Annotated in this window: 15 protein-coding genes and 1 riboswitch; of the genes, 10 read left to right on the top strand and 5 right to left on the bottom strand. The window is 62.1% G+C overall.

Going from position 1 to position 19804, the window contains the following annotated elements:
- From MM194_RS07845 to mgtE, 3 genes are all read left to right on the top strand, one after another.
- Positions 1 to 1998 carry a flagellar basal body rod C-terminal domain-containing protein gene (locus tag MM194_RS07845; protein ID WP_241343241.1) on the top strand — a complete coding sequence of 666 codons (1998 nt, stop codon included), beginning with the start codon at positions 1 to 3 and terminating at the stop codon, positions 1996 to 1998.
- Positions 1999 to 2001: 3 nt separating this feature from the next.
- Positions 2002 to 3210, top strand: coding sequence for a flagellar hook-associated protein FlgL (gene flgL, locus MM194_RS07840; RefSeq protein WP_033131141.1), 1209 nt, complete (start codon positions 2002 to 2004; stop codon positions 3208 to 3210).
- Positions 3211 to 3399: 189 nt separating this feature from the next.
- Positions 3400 to 3569, top strand: a riboswitch (M-box (ykoK) riboswitch).
- A gap of 123 nt (positions 3570 to 3692) precedes the next feature.
- Positions 3693 to 5036 (top strand): magnesium transporter, encoded by a 1344-nt coding sequence (gene mgtE / locus MM194_RS07835; protein WP_033131142.1) that lies wholly within the window; start codon positions 3693 to 3695, stop codon positions 5034 to 5036.
- A gap of 67 nt (positions 5037 to 5103) precedes the next feature.
- Here the strand turns inward: mgtE and ppx are convergent, their stop codons facing one another.
- The 3 genes from ppx to MM194_RS07820 form a co-directional block, all read right to left on the bottom strand.
- The gene (ppx, locus tag MM194_RS07830; protein ID WP_241343240.1) at positions 5104 to 6594 is read right to left on the bottom strand and encodes an exopolyphosphatase; all 1491 of its coding nucleotides are present in this window, start codon (positions 6592 to 6594) and stop codon (positions 5104 to 5106) included.
- A complete protein-coding gene (ppk1, locus tag MM194_RS07825) occupies positions 6584 to 8653 on the bottom strand; it encodes a polyphosphate kinase 1 (RefSeq protein WP_241343239.1) in 2070 nt (689 codons plus the stop codon). The genes ppx and ppk1 overlap by 11 nt, the downstream gene beginning before the upstream one ends.
- A 76-nt stretch (positions 8654 to 8729) precedes the next feature.
- Positions 8730 to 9242 carry an ACT domain-containing protein gene (locus MM194_RS07820; RefSeq protein WP_033131145.1) on the bottom strand — a complete coding sequence of 171 codons (513 nt, stop codon included), beginning with the start codon at positions 9240 to 9242 and terminating at the stop codon, positions 8730 to 8732.
- A gap of 212 nt (positions 9243 to 9454) precedes the next feature.
- Here MM194_RS07820 and MM194_RS07815 point away from each other — a divergent pair, with 212 nt between their 5' ends.
- From MM194_RS07815 to MM194_RS07795, 5 genes are all read left to right on the top strand, one after another.
- Positions 9455 to 10306: a DUF2726 domain-containing protein gene (locus MM194_RS07815; protein ID WP_241343238.1), complete on the top strand. Its 852-nt coding sequence runs from the start codon at positions 9455 to 9457 to the stop codon at positions 10304 to 10306.
- A gap of 261 nt (positions 10307 to 10567) precedes the next feature.
- Entirely contained in the window at positions 10568 to 11986 is a 1419-nt protein-coding gene (locus MM194_RS07810) for a sigma-54 dependent transcriptional regulator (protein ID WP_277605072.1), read from the top strand.
- Positions 11987 to 12189: 203 nt separating this feature from the next.
- The gene (locus MM194_RS07805; RefSeq protein ID WP_241343236.1) at positions 12190 to 13224 is read left to right on the top strand and encodes an ATP-binding protein; all 1035 of its coding nucleotides are present in this window, start codon (positions 12190 to 12192) and stop codon (positions 13222 to 13224) included.
- 88 nt (positions 13225 to 13312) lie between these two features.
- The gene (locus tag MM194_RS07800; RefSeq protein WP_241343235.1) at positions 13313 to 14650 is read left to right on the top strand and encodes a sigma-54 dependent transcriptional regulator; all 1338 of its coding nucleotides are present in this window, start codon (positions 13313 to 13315) and stop codon (positions 14648 to 14650) included.
- A 109-nt stretch (positions 14651 to 14759) separates the two neighbouring features.
- On the top strand, positions 14760 to 15521 hold the full coding sequence (locus MM194_RS07795) for a Nif3-like dinuclear metal center hexameric protein (protein WP_277605071.1): 762 nt from the start codon (positions 14760 to 14762) through the stop codon (positions 15519 to 15521).
- Positions 15522 to 15668: 147 nt separating this feature from the next.
- Here the strand turns inward: MM194_RS07795 and purN are convergent, their stop codons facing one another.
- Complete coding sequence (purN, locus tag MM194_RS07790; RefSeq protein ID WP_033131223.1) at positions 15669 to 16307, bottom strand: phosphoribosylglycinamide formyltransferase; 639 nt, start codon at positions 16305 to 16307, stop codon at positions 15669 to 15671.
- A 5-nt stretch (positions 16308 to 16312) separates the two neighbouring features.
- Positions 16313 to 17350 (bottom strand): phosphoribosylformylglycinamidine cyclo-ligase, encoded by a 1038-nt coding sequence (purM, locus tag MM194_RS07785; RefSeq protein ID WP_033131151.1) that lies wholly within the window; start codon positions 17348 to 17350, stop codon positions 16313 to 16315.
- A gap of 175 nt (positions 17351 to 17525) precedes the next feature.
- Here purM and upp point away from each other — a divergent pair, with 175 nt between their 5' ends.
- Both upp and MM194_RS07775 read left to right on the top strand, forming a co-directional pair.
- The gene (upp, locus tag MM194_RS07780; protein WP_033131152.1) at positions 17526 to 18152 is read left to right on the top strand and encodes a uracil phosphoribosyltransferase; all 627 of its coding nucleotides are present in this window, start codon (positions 17526 to 17528) and stop codon (positions 18150 to 18152) included.
- Positions 18153 to 18287: 135 nt separating this feature from the next.
- A complete protein-coding gene (locus tag MM194_RS07775; RefSeq protein WP_241343234.1) occupies positions 18288 to 19331 on the top strand; it encodes a DUF2066 domain-containing protein in 1044 nt (347 codons plus the stop codon).
- Positions 19332 to 19804 lie beyond the last annotated feature (473 nt).

The following is a 19804-nucleotide window of genomic DNA, read 5'->3' as shown; positions in this document are numbered from 1 at the left end:
ATGGCAAGCGATCTGCTTGGAATTGGAACCTCGGGTGTGATGGCCCAGCAGCGACTGCTGCAGACCACCAGTAACAACATCGTCAACGTCAATAGCCAGGGCTATGTACGTGAACGCACCCTGATCTACACCAATTCCGTCGGATTGGGGACGGGGGACATGATCAGCGAGCGGGTCATCAACGCCTATGCCCAGGGGGAGGTACGCCGCGATACTTCCGCCTACAACGCCTCGAACACACGCTATAATCAGCTGTTCCAGCTGGACAGCCTGCTCGGTGACACCAGTAACAGCGTGGGCACCACCATTACCTCCTACTTCAAGGCTTTCCATACCGCCAACGAGTCGCCGGCCGAGATCGGCGGGCGCAAGACGACCCTGAGCGAGCTCAACGGCATGGTGGACAGGTACCACACCCTCTCTGCCCAGCTCGACAAGCAGTCAGACACCATCAACGCCACCATCAGCGACGAGACCGACAGGGTCAACAGCCTGCTAAACAGCATCAACGATCTGAACCAGGCCATCGTCCGCACCAAGGGGACGCCGGAAGAGAGCCTGATGCTGTTCGATCAGCGCGACGAGGCCGTGCGCCAGCTCTCCGAGAAGATGGAGATCCGCACCGTGACCCAACCCAACGGCAGCATGCTGGTCAACATGAGCACGGGCCACTCCCTGGTGCTGGATGGCGGCGTGGCCCAGTTCAAGGTGGTGGCGGGGGATCCCGACTCTCGCGAGTCGGCCCTGCAGCTCAACCTGGGATCCAACAAGGTCAACATCAACGACAAGGACATCGGGGGCGGCATCGGCGGGCTGTTCAGCGCGCGCCGGGATCTGGAGCCCTCCAAGCGGGAACTGGGGCAGCTGGCCGTCGCCATGGCCGATGCCATGAACCAGCAGAACCGGCTGGGGATGGACTTGGACAACGAGTTGGGAGGGGATCTCTTCTCCCTCAAGGACAGTCAGGGGCTCCCTTATGGCAGTAACACCGGCAATGGTGCCGCCAGCGTGAGCTTCGTGCCCGGCAAGGGGACAGAGGTGACCACCTTCGACTACGAGGTCAAGTTCAGCAGCGCCACCGGCTATGAGGTGTTCTCCATCGACGGCACCGGCAAGCGCACCTCGCTCATGACGGGGGCTACCCCCCCCGCCAAGTTCGAGGTGGCGGGACACGGCATCGAGATCGATATCGAAGGTACTCCGGCCGCCGGTGACAAGATATTGCTGCAACCAACCAAGCATGCTGCAGCAGGTCTCGAGGCCGCGATCACCCGACCGGAAGATATTGCGCTGGCCTCACCTATAAAAGCAGATAAAAACTCTCAAAATATAGGCTCTGGTGAGATAAAGATGACCGGTGTCTATCACACCGGCACGGGGTCGGGTTTTGGCGCCAACAGCCTGAATCCAAACGCGCCTCAGGCCGTCAAGATCGACAACGGCGGCAACTACGAGGTCTATGACAAGAACAACAACCTCATCGGGGTCGCCCCGGCATCCAGCAAGGGCCAGAACCTGATGGCCGCCCTCGAGAGCCCGCTGGGGGGGCCCAAGGTCTATGCCGATCCGACCCAGACCCCGGGCTACGACTTCAGCATCACCGGCAAGGTGGAGGCCAAGGACAGCTTCACCCTGAGCTACAACAAGGACGGCTTCGCCGACAACGCCAACGGGCTGGCGCTGGCGGAGCTGCAAAACAAGACGCTGGTGCGCAAGAACAACAACGCCGCCACCAGCAACGACAAGATGACCTTCAACGATGCCTACAGCGCGCTGGTGACCGGGGTGGGCAACAAGACCAGCCAGGCCAAGACCCTGCTGCAGGCCAACGAAGCCAAGTTGACCCAGAGCACCGGCATCTACGAGAGCGTCTCCGGCGTCAATCTGGAGGAGGAGGCGGCCAACCTCATCCGCTTCCAGCAGTCCTATGCCGCCTCGGCCCAGATAGTCAGCACCGCCAAGGCCATCTTCGATACCCTGTTGTCTTCCGTGAGGTAACGCATGCGCATCACCACCAACATGATCTATGACCGCAACCTCGCCACCATGAGCAAGGTCAGCGAGCGCCAGAACACGGCCTACAACCAGCTGATGTCCGGGGACAAGTTCACCCGGGCGGGGGAAGATCCCTCCGGCATGAGCCAGAAGATGGCGCTGACCAAGGAGATCGACTTGTTCAAGCAGTACAGCGTCAACGGTAGCCTGCTGGAGAACAGCCTGGGCCACGAAGACACCGTCCTCACCTCCATCAACACCGCCATGCTCAGCGCCAAGACCCTGATCCAGAAGGCGAACAGCTCGGCCATGGGATCCGAGGAGCGCGGCGCCATCGCAAGCGAATTGGAGGGGCTGCAAAAGCAGATGTTCGACCTGATGAACAGCAAGAACTCCCAGGGGGAGTACATCTTCGGCGGCAACCAGAGCAAGACCCAGCCCTTCGTCAAGGACGCCAGCGGCAACTACGTGTTCCAGGGGGACACGGGCCAGCGCAGCATCCAGGTCTCCCCCACGGTGCAGATCCCGGCCAATGACTCCGGCTTTGATCTGTTCGAGATGGTGGGAACCCGGCGCACCGCCAGCGCCGCCAGCGCCAACATCAAGGTGGGCGTCGGGGATCAGGCGAACTTCGAGAGCTTCTATCGCAACCACTACGACTCGTCTCTTGCCAGCAACCAGTTCACCGTGAGCACCCTGGCGGGTCCGCCGGACACCTACGAGATCAAGGACAGTGGCGGCACTGTGGTGCAAAACGGCGACTACAGCACGGGTAACAAGATAGCCTTCAACGGGCTGGAGCTGACCCTGGACCTGCCCGCAGGCGGCGCGGATCAAAACTTCGTGCTGGATGCACCGAAGAACGACAACGTGCTCAACGGCATGTCCGACTTCATCACGGCCCTGCGCGACCCCACCCTCTCGGCGGACAACTTCCAGCTGGCGGTGGCCAATGCCACCACCCACATGGACAACGCCAGAACCAAGGTGGACAGGGGACAGGGGGACGTGGGCAGCCGGCTCAACAGCCTGGAGCAGGTGATGAGCTCGAACGATGGCCTCAGTACCCTGAACCAGCAGGCGCGAGCCAAGGTCTCGGAGGCCGACATGTACGAGGTGATAGCGACCCTCTCCAAGGAAGACGCAGCCATGAGCGCCACCCAGCTCGCCTTCAGCAAGATAAGCAAGCTGACCCTGTTCGACTATATCCGCTGACATACGCTGAAATAGTGCCCCCCCGTGGCCCGGGGGAGCCTTGTCTCCTCTCCCGCCGTCTGCCGTCCGTTTTCCCACACCGTCGCTCAATTTGTAACAACCCGTTGCCAGGGGCCCTACTAGCTTGACTCGGGCCAGCCTCTGGTCGATGATGCCGCCCGCACAGCCCAGGGCTGTGGCTATTTTTTCGCAGCATCTCGTTAGGCGAGGCTCCTGCATAAACACAGGCCACTGATCTCACGACGTCCAGAGACGCCCAAGATCAGGACAGTTTTCATCGGATTAAGGTGTAAACCCAAGTGGCTTCCGGCATGCCGGATACGTTATGCAGTGCTAAAGCTGGTACGTGGGGATGAAGACACGCCGGACGGCGTCATTTCCTGCCTGTTACTCGTCAATCAAATTGCTGTTTTCTTGCAAACGGCGGCCGGTATGACCGGTTGCTCCCGGGCTCGACCCGGGATCACATGAGGATATCTGTGATGAAGAAAACACACCACCTGCTCAATCGTCATCAACTGCTCGACCTGGCCGCTCTGCAGGGCTGGCTCGCCCGCAACCTGGATCCGGTTGCCCGCGCCGACCAACTGCTGACCCTGCGCCCGGAAGAGCTCAACTGTATCTTCGATACCCTGCCCACCCCTGACGGTGCCGAACTGCTCGTCTCATTGCCAGCGGACTGTGCCGGCCGATTGCTGTTGCGGCTGCATGCCAGCATCGTCGGCCTGTTGCAGGGCGCCATCCCCAGACGGGATCTGCTGGCCATCTTGCGCAGGCTCGATGACGACGATCGCCACCAGCTGCTCGCCCGTTTCCCGGAGCCCGTACAGACCAGCTTCCATTCGCTGCTGGACTGGCCGAGTGAATCGGTCGGCGCCAACATGCGTCACGAATACCTGGCCATCGACGGGCAGGAGACGGTGGGCTGCGCCAAGCAGCTGATCCACGACGCCTGGGACAAGGCCCAGCTGTTTCAGGACTTGTATGTGATCGATGGTGAGCGGCGGCTGCTTGGCAGCGTCTCCCTCAAGTCACTGCTGATAGCGGATCCCCTGCTGCCAGTCAGCGAGTTGATGGAGCGGGAGACGGTGCGCATCGATGCCCGTGCCGATCAGGAGCTGGCCGCCCGTCTGCTGATCGATCGCGATCTCTCGATCCTGCCGGTGGAGGCCCAGGGCCGCCTGGTGGGGGTCTTTCACGTGGACGATGCCGCCGACATCCTGGAGCGCGAGTCCACCGAGGATGCGGAGCTGCAGGGAGGCTCCTCGCCGCTGGATATTCCCTATCTGCAGGCGACGCCCTGGCAGCTGTGGCGCAAGCGGGTGGGTTGGCTGCTCATCCTGTTTGTGGCCGAGGCCTATACCGGCACTGTGCTGCGGGCCTTTGAGGAGCAGCTGGAGGCGGCCATCGCCCTGGCCTTCTTCATCCCGCTGCTGATCGGCACCGGCGGCAACAGCGGCACCCAGATCACCACCACCATAGTGCGCGCCATGGCGGTGGGGGAGGTGAGCCTGAAGAACCTCGGCACCGTCTTGAAGAAGGAACTCTCCACCGGTCTGTTCATCTCGATGACCATCGCGGTGGCGGCCTGGGTGCGGGCCTGGAGCCTGGGAGTGGGTCCCGAGATCGGCATGGTGGTCACCCTGACCATAGTGGCTATCGTGCTCTGGAGCGCCACCGTCGCCTCGGTGATCCCCATGGTGCTGCGTCGTTTCAGGATAGATCCGGCCGTGGTCTCGGCCCCCTTCATCTCCACCCTGGTGGATGGCACCGGCCTCATCATCTACTTCGAGATAGCCAAGCAGATACTGCCCGACTTGCGGTGAGCGGAAATAACAGGGAAAAAACAAAGAGGCAGCCGATGGGCTGCCTCTTTTCGTCTGAGGTGAGGGATCACCCGAGCTGGAACAGCAGGGGCCAGCCCTGCTCCTGGCAATAACGGTGCTCTTTTTCCAGGTTCTGCATCAGCAGGCGGTTTTCGTCGCACCAGTCGAGTGGCAGGGTGACCACCAACTGATCTTCGGCGGCCTGTACGCGCCACTCTGGCAGCAGGTTGTCCTGGCGCCTGTGGTGGGCCGCGACCGCGAGGCGCAGGATACGGATGCAGCGCAGCACCGTCTGTTCGTCGTGGTTGGGCAGGGCGGGCAGCTCGGAGAGCTTGAGCCCCTTGCGCTGAAAGCGCACCAGGGCCGCCAGCAGGGCCTGATCGTCCTGGTTGAAACCGGGTAGATCGGTGTTTTGCAAGATGTAGGCGGAGTGGCGATGGATGCCGCTGTAGTTGATGGCGAGGCCAATCTCGTGCAACCGCGCCGCCCAGCCGAGGATGGCGCGGTAGGGTTCGATGGGCATCTGCCAGGGATCGCTCAAGGCATCGAACAGGGAGAGCACGCTGTGCTCGACCCGGGCCGCCTGGCGCTTGTCGATGCGATAGTGGGTGGACAGTGCCAGGGCGGTGCGCTCGCGGATGTCGTGATGCTGCAGTCGCTCCTCGAACTCGTACAGCAGCCCCTCGCGCAGGGCGCCGTCGGAATATTCCATCCGATCGATGGGCAGGGAGGTGAAGAGCCCGAGCAGTATGGCCACCGCCGCGGCGAACACCTCCTGGCGCTCCTCGGTCAGACCCGCGAGCTTGAGCTGATCGACCCTCTTGTGTGCGAGCATCTCCTGTTTGAGGCGCTCCAGCCCCGCCAGCGTGATGCTGCCATCGGTCCAGCCTTCCCCCTGCAACACATCCCGCACGGTACGAATGGAGCCCGAGCTGCCGAGGCAGCTCTGCCAGCCGAGCTTGCGGTATTGGTTGACGATGGGGGCGAGCTGATGCTGCGCTTCCAGCACGGCGTTGTTGAAAGCCCTCTCGCTCAGCTTGCCGTTCCCAAAGAAGCTCTGGGTGAAGCTGACACAACCCATCTTGCGGCTGGTCAGGGCCTTGTGATCGAAGCCCTCGCCGATGATGAGCTCGGTGCTGCCGCCGCCGATGTCCACCACCAGCACCTGGCCCTCGACGTGCTGGGTGTGAGCCACCCCCTGATAGATGAGGCGCGCCTCTTCCTGGCCGCTGATGATCTCGATGGGATGGTTCAAAACCTTGACCGCCTCGCTCACGAAGGCGCGGGCGTTGCTGGCGCGGCGCAGGGTATAGGTGCCAGCGATGCGGATCTGATCCGGCTTGATGTTGGTCAGCCGCTCGGCGAACAGGGCGAGGCAATCGAGGCCTCGTGCCATGGCCTCGTCCGACATGCGGCGCTGCTCGTCCATGCCCTCCGCGAGCCGGACCCGTTCCTTGAGGCGATCGACGATCTGCATCCGTCCCTCATTGAGGCGGGCGATGACCATGTGAAAGCTGTTCGAGCCCAGATCGACAGCGGCGTACAGACTATTGTCCATGGTTTGACTCTATGCGTTTGAGGTAGTCGTAAATCGCGACCTGAGAACGCACCTTGCGGCGGTTGCCCCGCTTCACGTATTCGTTGCTCTGGCCTGCATCGATGACCCTTGCCTTGCAGGTATCGCTGAGCTGCAGCTGGAGAATATCCAGGATGCGTTGTTTCAGACGCTCGTCGTAGATGGGGGTCCCCACCTCGATCCGGCCGTCGATGTTGCGGCTCATCCAGTCGGCGCTGGAGATGAACAGCTGGGGGTTGCCCCTGTTGTGGAACACCATGACCCGCGGGTGCTCGAGGAAGCGGTCGATGATGCTGATGACCTGGATGTTGTCACTCAGGCCCGGCACGCCGGGGCGCAGGGCGCACATGCCACGGATGATCATCTGGATCGGCACCCCGGCCTGGCCGGCGGCGTAGAGCCGGTTGATGAGGTCCCTGTCCACCAGGTTGTTGATCTTGAGGGTGATGCCGCTGGGCTGACCCGCCTTGGCGTTGGCGAGCTCGGCGTCGATGAGGCGATAGAGCTGGCGGCGGCTGTTGATGGGGGAGACCAGCAGGTGGTTGAACTTGTAGCGCCGGTAGGGATATTCGATGTATTCGAACACCCCCTCCACCTCGGCGGTGATGTCCGGGTGGCGGGTCAGCAGGGAGAAGTCGGTGTAGATCTTGGCGGTCTTCTCGTTGAAGTTGCCGGTGCCGATGTGGGCGTAGCGCACCGCCTCGCCATGCTCGTGGCGGGTGATGAGGCAGAGCTTGGAGTGGATCTTGAGGCTCGGCACCCCGAACACCACCTTGACCCCCGCATCGGTGAGGATGTTGGCCCAGTCGATGTTGGCCGCCTCGTCGAAACGGGCGCGCAGCTCGACCACCACCGTCACCTTCTTGCCGTTGTTGGCGGCGTCGATGAGGGAGTGGATGATGCGCGACTTCTTGGCGACCCGGTAGATATTGATGCGGATGGCGCTCACCGCCGGATCAAAGGCTGCCTGACGCACCAGTTCCGTGAAGTGGTGGAACTTGTGATAGGGGTAATACAGCAGAATATCCTGCTTGGTGATGGCGTCGAAGGCGTTGACGAAGCCGTCGAAGTCGCGGCAATCGAGGGCCGGCAGCTTGGGGTTTTCCAGATAGTCCCGGCCCACGTTGGGGAAGCCGATGAAATCCTTGAAGTTGTGATAACGACCGCCGGGCATGATGGCGTCGTAGGAGCTGATCTGCAGCTTGAGCTTGAGGAAGCTTATCATGGCGGCGGGCATCTCCCGCTCGTAGACGAAGCGCACCGGCATGGCGGTGAGGCGCTGCTTCAAGCCGTCACTCATCTTGTCCACCAGGCTGAGGTCGAGCTGGTCGGAGAGATCGTACTCCGCATCCCGGGTCAGCTTGACCGCGTAGGCCGCTATCTCGTCGTAGTCGAAGAAGCCCTTGAAGATCTCGTCGAGGCAGAAGCGGATGACGTTATCCAGGATGATGATCTGCTTCTTGCGGCGGGTCCCCTCCGGCGGCAGCTGGAAGAAGCGGGGCAGATCGTCGGTCGGCACCTCCACCAGGGCGTACTGGATCACCTGGCCGTTCTTCTTCATCTCGATGGCGAGGTAGGTGTGCTCGTCTTTCAAGAACTTGACCGGGTTGACCTCCTTGTTGAGCAGGATGGGGATGATGTGACGCAACACCTTCTCCCGGAAGAAGACCCGCAGCCACTGCTGAATGGAGTCGGAGATCTGGCTCTCGTTGACCAGGAAGATGTTGTGACGGGCGAGCGCTATCAGCAGCTCTTTATAGGTGTTGTCGAATGCCTCGCCGAGCGCCATCACCTTCTGCTGGATGGCGCGCAGCAGCACCTTGGCCTCGTCGTCGCCGCCGTGCACCTCGTTGATGAGGATGCGGCGCTTGACGTCCGAGACCCGTACCTTGAAAAACTCGTCCTGGTTGGAGGAGAAGATCCCGAGGAAGCGGACCCGCTCGATGAGGGGGACCGTCTTGTCCATCGCCTCTTGCAACACCCGTTCATTGAATGAGAGCCAACTCAGCTCTTTCTCTTCATACTGCTTGTCGGTGCTCATCTGGTGCCTCTGTGATCAGGTTGCGTCTGCGCGGCAGTTATGGCGTCAAACCATGACAATTTTATGACGGCCGGCACTATTCGGTCAGGTCTTGATCGATGTCGACGACGAGATCATCGGAGAGGGACTCCAGCGCCGCGACGAGATCGTCTTGCTCGAGCTGGGGGGGCAAGGCGACCAGGGCATGGGCGTAGAACAAGGGGGCGCCCGAGTGGGGCGCGGGCTCGCAGCCGGTGGTGAGATCGGCGACGTTGATGTTGAGCTGACGCAGTATGCTGGCCACCTCGTGGACGATGCCCGGCCTGTCGTTGCCGGTGACGGTCAGCATCATCTGGCGTGCGGGTTCCTGGCTGAGTTGGCCTTCGGCAAAGCTCACGGTCAGACCCGGCAGCATCACCAGCGCCTCGCACAGGCTGCGGTAGTGTTCATCGGGGACGCTCACGTGCAAAATGCCGGCAAATTGTCCTGCCAGTTCACTCATGGAGCTGGCCAGCCAGTTGCCCTGCTGGCGGCTGATGGTATCGGCCAGACTCTCGACGATGCCGGGCTTGTCTGTTCCGATGACGGTGACGACCAATTGCTTTTGCATCCTGCTCTCCTGTGAGTGGGTTCCCCCCTCATTGTGCCTGCTGTGGCAGGCCATATGAAGCCCCGCCTCGTGCAAAAGTGGTGAAAAAACGCGGAGGCAGGAGGAGGGCTCCATTTCTGCTCTGCCTGTGCAAGGCCCCCCGTGCTAGAGTGTTGCCCCTTCTTCTCCACGTTTTGTGAACAGGATATGTCTTGTGAATGGGATCTGCGCTTATGAATAGCCTTGTCGTATCGGGATTGGTGTTGTTGGTACTGCTCCTGCTGGCGATCGTCTGGGGCAGAGGCAAGAAAGGCAAGGTGTCGCCCTATGATCTGCAGGAGACCCTGTTCAGCCCGGCCGAGCGATCTTTCCTCGGGGTGCTGGATCTGGCGGTGGGCGACCGGGCGCGAGTCTTTGCCAAGGTCCGGGTCGCCGATGTGTTGACCCCACAAGCGCGCATGGGCAAGAGCAAGTGGCAGCAGGCATTCAACCGGATCAGTGCCAAGCACTTCGATTATCTGCTCTGCCATCCGGCGGATCTCTCCTTCCTCTGCGCCATCGAACTCGATGACAGCTCCCACCGTCACCAGAAGCGCAAGGCGCGGGATCTGTTCCTGAAAGAGGCCTGTGATGGCGCGGGTCTGCCCCTGTTGCAGATCCCGGCCAGCAGCCACTATCAGGTGGATGAGCTGCGCGAGCAGCTGTTGCCGCTGCTAAGCAAGGCCACTCCTCAGGTTGAGGATCTGTTGCCAGGGGAGCGCCGTGAGCCCACCTTCAGTCCGCTGCTGCTCGATGGCGTGGATCTGAGCGAACCGCGTCATGGGGGGCAGGCGCCGGTCGCATCGGTGTCGCAAGCCGCCAAGCCGGTGTTGGTCGAGCCGGATCCCGAGCTGGTGGACAACCTGTTCGGCAGCCTGGACGAGGAGGAGGATCAGCCTTCAGCCACGCCGCACTGCCCTCGCTGCGATGCCCCTCTGGTGGAGCGGGAGGCCAAGAAGGGTCCCCATGTCGGCCGTCTGTTCCTGGCCTGCAGCCGCTTCCCCCAGTGCCGTTACGCCGCCCCCCACGGTCAGCTCAAGCACTGAGTCCCGAGTTTGGCTCCGACCTCGGTCGGAGCCTGTCCCCGCTCTGCCTCCCGCCCCTGTATCGGCGGTCTTACCGCCAGCTATCAATGATTAAAATACGCCGGTTGTGATCCCCATCCCGATGAACGGAACAGATCGCGACAGCTTTTGACAATCCGCCATTATTTTGGCACTTTGTGCCCCTTAAAACGTGCATGGCTAGCCATATAAGCACGAGAAAAACAAACAATTTGGCTTCAGGTGCAGAAAAGGATGGAGAGGATGGCAATGGAGGTATTGATTGTCGATGCCGATGAACAGCGGCGCCAGCAGCTGGGGACAGTGCTTTCGTTCATGGGGATCCCCTGGCAAGAGGTGGCGGAGCCTGAGCTGGATGTGGCCATCGAATCGTCCGGCCCGCTGCAAGGGATATTGACGGGAGAACTGCAGGAGCGCCCCCTCGGCGAGCTGCTCGCCGCCTTCCCCCGGATCCCGTTCCTCTCCCTGATTGAGGCCAGTCATCCCAACAGCAACTTCATCGGTGGCAGTGATACCCCCTTCACCTACGAGTCGTTGACTCGCCACCTGCATTTCTGCCAGGCCTTCATCTCATTGCACCCGCGCCAGCAACTGCACGACAAGGGTCAGACCCTGTTGCGGCTGCTGGTGGGCAAGGGCAGGGGCATTCAGGAGGTGCGTCGCCTCATCGGTCAGGTCGCGGAAACCGAGGCCAACGTGCTGATCCTGGGGGAGTCCGGGACCGGCAAAGAGGTGGTGGCCCGCGCCATCCACGAACTCTCCTCCCGCAGCGGCGGCCCCTTCGTGCCCATCAACTGTGGCGCCATTCCGGCTGAGCTCCTGGAGAGCGAGCTGTTCGGGCACGAGAAGGGCGCCTTCACCGGCGCCATCGCGGCCCGTCGCGGCCGCTTCGAGCTGGCCCAGGGTGGCACCCTGTTCCTCGATGAGATAGGCGACATGCCGCTGCCGATGCAGGTCAAGCTGCTGCGGGTGCTGCAGGAACGCCTGTTCGACAGAGTGGGCGGCGGCAAGCCGGTGCAGGCAGACGTGCGCGTCATCGCGGCGACCCACAGAGATCTGGAGGCGATGATCCGCACCCAGCTGTTCCGCGAGGATCTCTACTATCGCCTCAACGTCTTCCCCATCGAGACGCCGCCCCTGCGCGAGCGCTGCGACGACATCCCCTTGCTGCTGCAGGAGCTGCTCAATCGCCATGCCGAGCAGCACAGGGGGATCATCCGCCTGACCCAGCGCGCCATGGAATCCATCATGCAGTACCCCTGGCCCGGCAACGTGCGCGAGCTGTCGAACCTCATCGAGCGGCTGCTGATCCTCTATCCGAACCAGATCGTCGATGTGGTGGACCTGCCGAGCCGTTATCGCCTGCTGCCCTGCGAGCCTCGCGATGAGCGGCTCACCGAGATGGACGAGCGCGATGCCCTGGCCGCCGTGTTCCAGACGCCCCTCGAGCCGGAGCCCGGCAGCGGTGTCTCGCTCCCCATGCAGTTGCCACAGGAGGGGGTCAATCTCAAGGAGATGCTGGCCGATCTCGAGGTGGAGCTGATCCGCCAGGCTCTGGAGTCCCAGGAGGGGGTGGTGGCCCGCGCCGCCGACTTGCTCAGCATGCGTCGCACCACCCTGGTGGAGAAGATGAAGAAGTACGGCATGAGCAAGGACATCTGAACAGCGGCCATGGCTCTGGCTGCGAGATCCTGAGCAAGGACCCTGCGTGGCTCTCCCTGCCGAGGGCCTCTGGCGACAGAGCCTGAACCGATCCTGAGGTCAATGCTTTGACACCAAATGTCTAATGCATTGATATGTAGTTGTTATTTTACTGGCATGAAAATTGAATAACCTGATCCCAAACCCAGTTTGAGGTCAGGTTTATGACAATCGCCCAGCAGGACAACCCGCTCCAGTCTCACGAGGTGAGCCAGCTCTACGCCATCTTCCAGGCACTGCCGACCGGCGTGCTGCTGCTCGATGGGGAAGGCCGGATCACCCGTGCCAACCCGGCCGCCCTCGCTTTGCTGGGAGAGCCGCTGCAGGGTCAACTCTGGCGCCAGATCATCGACCGCTGTTTCGAGCCTCGCGAGGACGACGGTCACGAGATCTCCCTGCGCGATGGACGTCGGGTTCAGCTCTCGACCCAACCGCTGCAGGATCAACCCGGCCAGCTGGTGTTCATCACCGATCTCACCGAGACCCGCCAGCTGCAGGACAGGGTCAACCACATGAAACGGCTGTCGGCCCTTGGCAACATGGCCGCCTCGCTTGCACACCAGATCCGCACCCCGCTCTCCGCCGCCATGCTCTATGCGGCGAACCTCGCGAACCGCACCCTCAAGCCCGAATCCCGCAGCCAGTTCCAGCAAAAATTGATGGCCAGGCTGCAGGATCTGGAAAAACAGATCAACGACATCCTGCTGTTCGCCCGCAACGGCGACAACCAGGTGGTCGCGCCCGTGTCCGTACAGGGGTTGCTGGCGGAGGTGCAGGCCGGTGCCGAGGCGTTCTGCCAGCAACAGGGCTGCACCCTGCAGATGGAGGCTCCGGAGCCGGATCTCTGGCTGCTGGCCAACAGCAATGCCCTGGCGGGCGCCATCAACAACCTGATCGCCAACGCCCAGCAGGCCGGGGCCAACTCGCTGCTCATCAGCGCGGTGCGCAGCAGTGGCCGGGTGGAGCTGCGCATTCTCGACAACGGCAAGGGGATGCCCGCCCAGTTGCTCAACCAGATCTTCGAACCCTTCTTCACCACCCGCTCCCAGGGCACAGGCCTCGGGCTTGCCGTGGTGCAATCCGTGGTGCGTGCCCATCAGGGAGAGGTCAGCGTGGCCTCGGTCCCCGGAGAAGGGACCTGTTTTACCCTGTCGTTCCCCCTGCATCAGCAGGCGGTGCGGCTTGGAGGTGTGGCATGAGCCGCGTCGGATCCCGCGTGCTGGCCGAGGCCAGCCGCTCTGCGGGTATACATCACGATAAGGCCAGGTTGGCCGTGGGAGCAGTAGCATGACCCAGGCCCGTATTCTGGTAGTGGAAGATGACAACGGCCTGCGCGAGGCGCTGGTGGATACCCTGCTGCTCGGCGGCTACGAATGCCGTGAAGCCGACAGTGGTGAACGGGCCCTGCTCTCCCTGTCGCGCCAGCGCTTCGACATGGTCATCTCGGACATCCAGATGGGGGGCATGGACGGCCTGACCCTGCTGGCCAACATCCGCCAGCAATATCCCCAGGTGCCCGTGCTCTTGATGACGGCCCATGCCAACATCGATGGCGCCGTGCGCGCCATGCGGGAGGGGGCCATCGATTACCTCGCCAAGCCCTTCTCCCCCGAGGTGCTGCTCAACCAGGTCAGCCGCTACGTGCCGGCCCAGAAGGTCGAGAAGCGGGCCGTGGTGTACGGGGATCCCAGGACGGCCGAGCTGTTCCAGCTGGCGACCCGGGTGGCCAGAAGCGAGGCCACCGTCATGGTGACCGGCCCGAGCGGTACCGGCAAAGAGGTGCTGGCCCGCTACATTCACGACAACTCCAGCCGCGCCGAGCAGAGCTTCGTCGCCATCAACTGCGCCGCCATTCCGGAGAACATGCTGGAGGCGACCCTGTTTGGCTACGAGAAGGGCGCCTTCACCGGCGCCGTGCAGGGGTGCCCGGGCAAGTTTGAACAGGCCCAGGGCGGTACCCTGCTGCTGGATGAGATCACCGAGATGGATCTGGGGTTGCAGGCCAAGTTGCTGCGGGTGTTACAGGAAAAAGAAGTGGAGCGGCTCGGCAGTCGCAAGATGATCCCCCTCGATGTGCGGGTCATCGCCACCAGCAACCGGGATCTCAAGAAGGCGGTGCAAGACGGCCTGTTCCGCGAGGATCTCTACTACCGTCTCAACGTCTTCCCCCTGCGCTGGAGCTCGCTCTGGGAGCGGCCGGGGGACATTCTGCCCCTGGCGGAGCACCTGCTGGCGCTGCATGCCAACCAGATGGGCCTGCCCGCGCCGCAGCTGCTGGATGATGCGCGCGCGCGCCTGCTGGCCCACCCCTGGCCCGGCAACGTGCGCGAGCTCGACAACGTGGTGCAGCGCGCCCTGATCCTGAGTCCGGACGGGGTGATTGGCTCCGCTCAGCTGATCCTGGAAGAGACGGACGAGGCGCTGGTGCGTCCGCTCGAGCGGCTGGCGGGGGGCGATGGCTTGGGGAGCGAGCTGAAGTTGCAGGAGCACCAGATCATCCTGGACACCCTGCAGGAGTGCAACGGTAGCCGCAAGGCCGTCGCCGACCGACTCGGCATCAGCCCGCGCACCCTGCGTTACAAGCTGGCCCAGATGCGGGATGCGGGCATAGAGTTGTCTGCCTGAGTGCCATGGCCTTGATGGCCCGGCTCGATTATCATGGGTACCTGACGATTTAACCCAGGACCTTGCTGTTGCCTGCAGGAGCAGGGTCTGACTGTGTTAGGAGACCCTTATGATCTCTCATCGAAAACTGGAAACCCTGCTCAACCACCTGCTCGAACCTCATGCCATCAAGGACTACTGTCCCAATGGCCTGCAGGTGGAGGGGCGCGAGCGCATTCGCCACGTGGTCACCGGCGTCACCGCCAGTCAGGCGCTGATCGACGCGGCCGTGGCGGTCAACGCCGATGCCATCCTGGTCCATCACGGCTACTTCTGGAGCGGTGAACCCGCCCAGATCACCGGCATGAAGCAGCGTCGCCTCAAGACCCTGCTGACCCACGACATCAACCTGTTCGCCTATCACCTGCCGCTGGACGTGCATCCCGAGGTGGGCAACAACGCCCAGCTCGCCAAGTTGCTCGGTATCAAGGTGCGCCGCGGCCTCGAGCCCTGGAACAGCAAGAGCGTGGCCATGGTGGGCAAGCTGGAGGAGCCCATGAGCGGCGCCGATTTCGCGAAACGCATCGCCGAGCGGCTCGGCCGTGAACCGCTGTATTGCGGCGACACTGGTCCCGAGCTTATCCGCTCCGTGGCCTGGTGTACCGGTGGCGGCCAGAGCTACATCAACCTGGCGGCGGAGCAGGGCATCGATGCCTTCATCTCAGGTGAGGCCTCCGAGCAGACCATCCACACCGCCCGCGAGATGGGGATGCACTTCTATGCCGCCGGCCATCACGCCACCGAGCGTTACGGTATCAAGGCGCTGGGGGAGTGGCTTGCTACCGTGCACGGGCTGGAGGTGACCTTTATCGACATCGATAATCCGGTCTAGAAAAGGCAGCGGTTTGTATTAGTTAATGACCGTTTTATGAAGATTTTTAGCTGTAAAATTCAATCTTATCATTCATAAATGCTGGCTGTTGAGTGAGTTAAGAAACAAAAAGGAGGCCATTGGCCTCCTTTTTCACATGTTGTCCGGTCACTCGCTGGCATAACCCGCCGGGCCGAGTACTGCACCATCCAGCAAGGCCGCATCCGCTTGCATCCGCAGCCTCCCCTGGCAGAACCACTGCACCACCAGGGGGTAGATGCTGTGCTCCTGGGCTTGCACCCTGGCCGCCACGTCATCGGCATCATCGCCCTCGAAGATGGGCACACGAGCCTGCAGGATCACCGGGCCGCCGTCGAGCTCCTCGGTGACGAAGTGGACGCTGGCGCCGTGCTCGCTATCACCGGCGTCGATGGCGCGCTGGTGGGTGTGCAAGCCCTGGTATTTCGGCAGCAACGAGGGGTGGATGTTGATCATCCTCCCCGCGAAATGACGCACCAGGGGGGCGCTCAGGATCCGCATAAAGCCGGCCAATACCACCAGATCCGGCTTGTAGTCCGCCATCAGCGCCTGCAGGGCGAGATCGTAGTCATCCCGGCTGGCAAATTGCTGCTGGGCCAGGATGGAGGTGGCCACCCCGGCTTCCTTGGCGCGCACCAGCCCATAGGCATCGGCCTTGTTGCTGATGACGCCGACCACTTCGCCCGCGATCTTGCCGCTGGCGCAGTCGTCGAGGATGACCTGCAGGTTGCTGCCGCTGCCGGAGATAAGGACCAGAATGCGTGTCATCGGGCTCATCGGATGATGACCTGCTCCTCGCCATCGGCCGCCTTGGCGATATGGCCGATATGCCAGGCGTTCTCCCCTTCGGCCTTGAGCAGGGTCAGCGCCTTCTCAAGCTGGGAGGCGGGCAGCGCGATGATCATGCCGACGCCGCAGTTGAAGGTGCGGTACATCTCGTGGCGGGTGACGTTGCCGGCCTGTTGTAGCCAGCTGAACACCGCCGGCCACTGCCAGCTCTGCTCGTCGATCACCGCCTGGGTGTTGGCGGGCAGCACGCGGGGGATGTTCTCCCAGAAGCCGCCACCGGTGATGTGGGACAGGGCGTGGATCTCGCACTCCTTGATGAGCTTGAGCACGGGTTTCACGTAGATGCGGGTCGGCTCCAGCAGGGCATTGGCCAGGGTGGTATCGCCCAGCGGCTGATGTACGTCGGCCTTGGAGACTTCCAAAATCTTGCGCACCAGGGAGAAGCCGTTGGAGTGGGGGCCACTTGCGGCCAGGGCGATCAGGGCATCCCCGTCGCCGACCTTGCTGCCGTCGATGATCTCGCTCTTTTCCACCACACCGACGCAGAAACCGGCGATGTCGTAGTCTTCCCCTTCATACATGCCCGGCATCTCGGCGGTTTCGCCGCCCACCAGGGCGCAGCCGGATTGCTCACAGCCCACACCAATCCCGGTCACCACGGCGGCGGCGGTGTCAACGTCCAGCTTGCCGGTGGCGTAGTAGTCGAGGAAGAACAGGGGCTCTGCCCCTTGGACGATCAGATCGTTGACGCACATGGCCACCAGATCGATGCCCACGGTGTCGTGCTTCTTCAGGTCGATGGCCAGACGCAGCTTGGTGCCCACCCCGTCGGTACCGGAGACCAGCACCGGTTCCTTGTAGCCAGCAGGGATTTGACACAGGGCCCCAAAGCCGCCAAGACCACCAAGGACTTCGGGACGACGAGTACGTTTTGACACGCCTTTGATACGTTCAACCAGTGCATTGCCGGCATCGATATCTACGCCAGCATCCTTGTAGCTCAGTGAGGTTTTGTCAGTCACGCGTATTCCCCGTCATATAAAGAAGTGGAGGGTAAAATTCGGGGCGTATTCTACCAGTGGGCGGGTAAAAGCAGAAAGGAAATCGTTTGCGCGTTTTTGCGTGGAAAAGCTCTACAAGCCGCGGCTTTTATTGTATGATTCCGCGATTTTTTGGCGCCGGTTTGAGGAGATAATAATGAAAGTCGTTGAAGTCAAACACCCCCTGGTCAAACACAAGATCGGGCTGATGCGCGAAGGCGATATCAGCACCAAGCGTTTCCGTGAACTGGCCAAGGAAGTGGGCAGTCTGTTGACCTACGAAGCGACCTCTGACTTCGAAACCGAGAAAGTTACCATCGATGGTTGGAACGGGCCAGTAGAAGTTGACCAGATCAAGGGCAAGAAGGTCACAGTCGTGCCCATCCTGCGCGCCGGTCTTGGCATGATGGATGGCGTGCTGGAGCACATGCCGAGCGCCCGCGTCAGCGTGGTCGGCATCTACCGCGATGAAGAGACCCTGCAACCCGTCCCTTACTTCGAGAAGATCGTCAGCAACATCGAAGAGCGCCTGGCGCTGGTCATCGATCCCATGCTGGCCACCGGTGGCTCCATGATCGCCACCATCGATCTGCTCAAGAAGAAGGGCTGCCAGTCCATCAAGGTGTTGGTGCTGGTCGCAGCGCCCGAAGGCATCAAGGCACTGGAAGCCGCTCACCCGGATGTGGAGCTCTACTGTGCCTCCATCGATCTGGGTCTGAACGAGAAAGGCTACATTGTCCCGGGCCTGGGCGATGCCGGTGACAAGATCTTCGGCACCAAATAAGTCTTGGTTCTGTCTCCGTGAAGCCGGCCCCGTGCCGGCTTCACGCTTTTTGGTGCTGCACCTGCCGGTTGCCTTGCTGGGAGGCGCGCCTTGCCGCTACCATAAGCACCATCTCCCATTTCGAGAATCTTCTTTATGCTTAAACGCTTAGCGACACTCCTCTGCTGCTGCTGCCTGCCGTTTGTGGTGTCGGCCGCCCAGGTGGCGGATCTCTATCAGGGCAAGGCGCCCACCAGCGGCGACATGACCGCTGCCCAATCCCAGGCGCTGGGAGAGGTGCTCATCAAGGTGACCGGCAAGCGGGACATTCTCACCCAGCCGGAGGTGGTCAAGGCGCTGGCCGCCCCGGGGGACTATGTGCAGCACTACGGCTATCAGGATCTGGGGCCGGTCAAGTTCCTCAAGGCCGACTTTGACGTCACCAAGGTTAACGCCCTGATCGCCCAGAGCAAGTTTGCCCTGCTCGGACCCGCGCGTCCGCAGTTGGCCATCTGGCTGGTGCTCGATCAAGGGGAGCGTCGCATCCTGCCGGATCAGTCCAGCGATGGCTGGGCCGCCGCCCTGCGAGGCCAGACGCAAGCCATGGGCCTGCCGGTCAGCATTCCGCTGATGGATCTCGATGACAACATGGCGGTCAATGCCACCGATGTGTGGGGGCGTTTCGCCGATCCCATCCTCAAGGCGAGCCAGCGTTACGGCGCCGAGATGGTGGTGCTGGGCAAGCTGGCCCCTGATGAGAAAGAAGAGGGCAAGTGGAGCATCGACTGGGGCCTGTACGGGCCCAAGCCGGGGACTCAGGCCGGTGGTGAGCTGGTCGAGCTGACCAAGGGCGCAGGATCCGGTTCTCAGGCCGAGGTGGCCCAAGGCTTCGCCGATGCCCTGGCCGGCTGGCTGGTGCAAAACTACGGCACTCGCCTCTCAGGTACCATCTCCAGCCAGACTCTGGTGGTGGAAGGACTCGCCGGCATCGACGGCATGATCCAGCTGCAGAAGATGCTGCAAGGCATGGCCAGCGTCAGCAAGGTGGCGATCGGCAAGCTGGAAGGGGACAAGGTCACCTTCAACCTCTCCCTGCAGGGGGACAAGGCCGAGCTGGTGCGGGGGCTGCAATTGGAGAGCCGGCTGCGCCAGATCGAAGACAATGAGAGCGGCTTGCGCTATCAATGGTCGCAGCCTTGATCCTGAGGAAGGGTCCGGATCACCGGTATTGGCAGGGGGCTGAGTCCAGCCTGCGCTACCCATGGTCGCAGGCTTGATCCTGTCAGCTTTGTTATCACCGCCCGGCCGAGAGCATCTGTGCGGTTCTTCGAACGATCTGAGAAGTAACCGTCTGCGCTACCCATGGCCGCAGGCTTGATCCTGTCAGCTTTGTTATCACCGCCCGGCCGAGAGTATCTGTGCGGTTCTTCGAACGATCTGAGGAGTAACCGTCTGCGCTCCCCATGGCCGCAGGCTTGATCCTGTCAGCTTTGTTATCACCGCCCGGTCGAGCGTTGCTGTGCGGTGCTCCGAGCGGTCTGAGAAGCAGCCACCTGCGCTACCCATGGTCGCAAGCTTGATCCTGTCAGCTTTGTTATCACCGCCCGGCCGAGTCCGGGCGGTTCTCTATCTGCCGCTTGGATGATACACTTGGCCTCAAATATCACAGTCAA

It is taken from the genome of Aeromonas sp. MR16 (genome assembly GCF_022549315.1).
GTDB lineage: Bacteria > Pseudomonadota > Gammaproteobacteria > Enterobacterales > Aeromonadaceae > Aeromonas > Aeromonas aquatica.
Note: the sequence above shows the minus strand (reverse complement) of the source record. Positions and strands in the feature narration are given on the sequence as shown.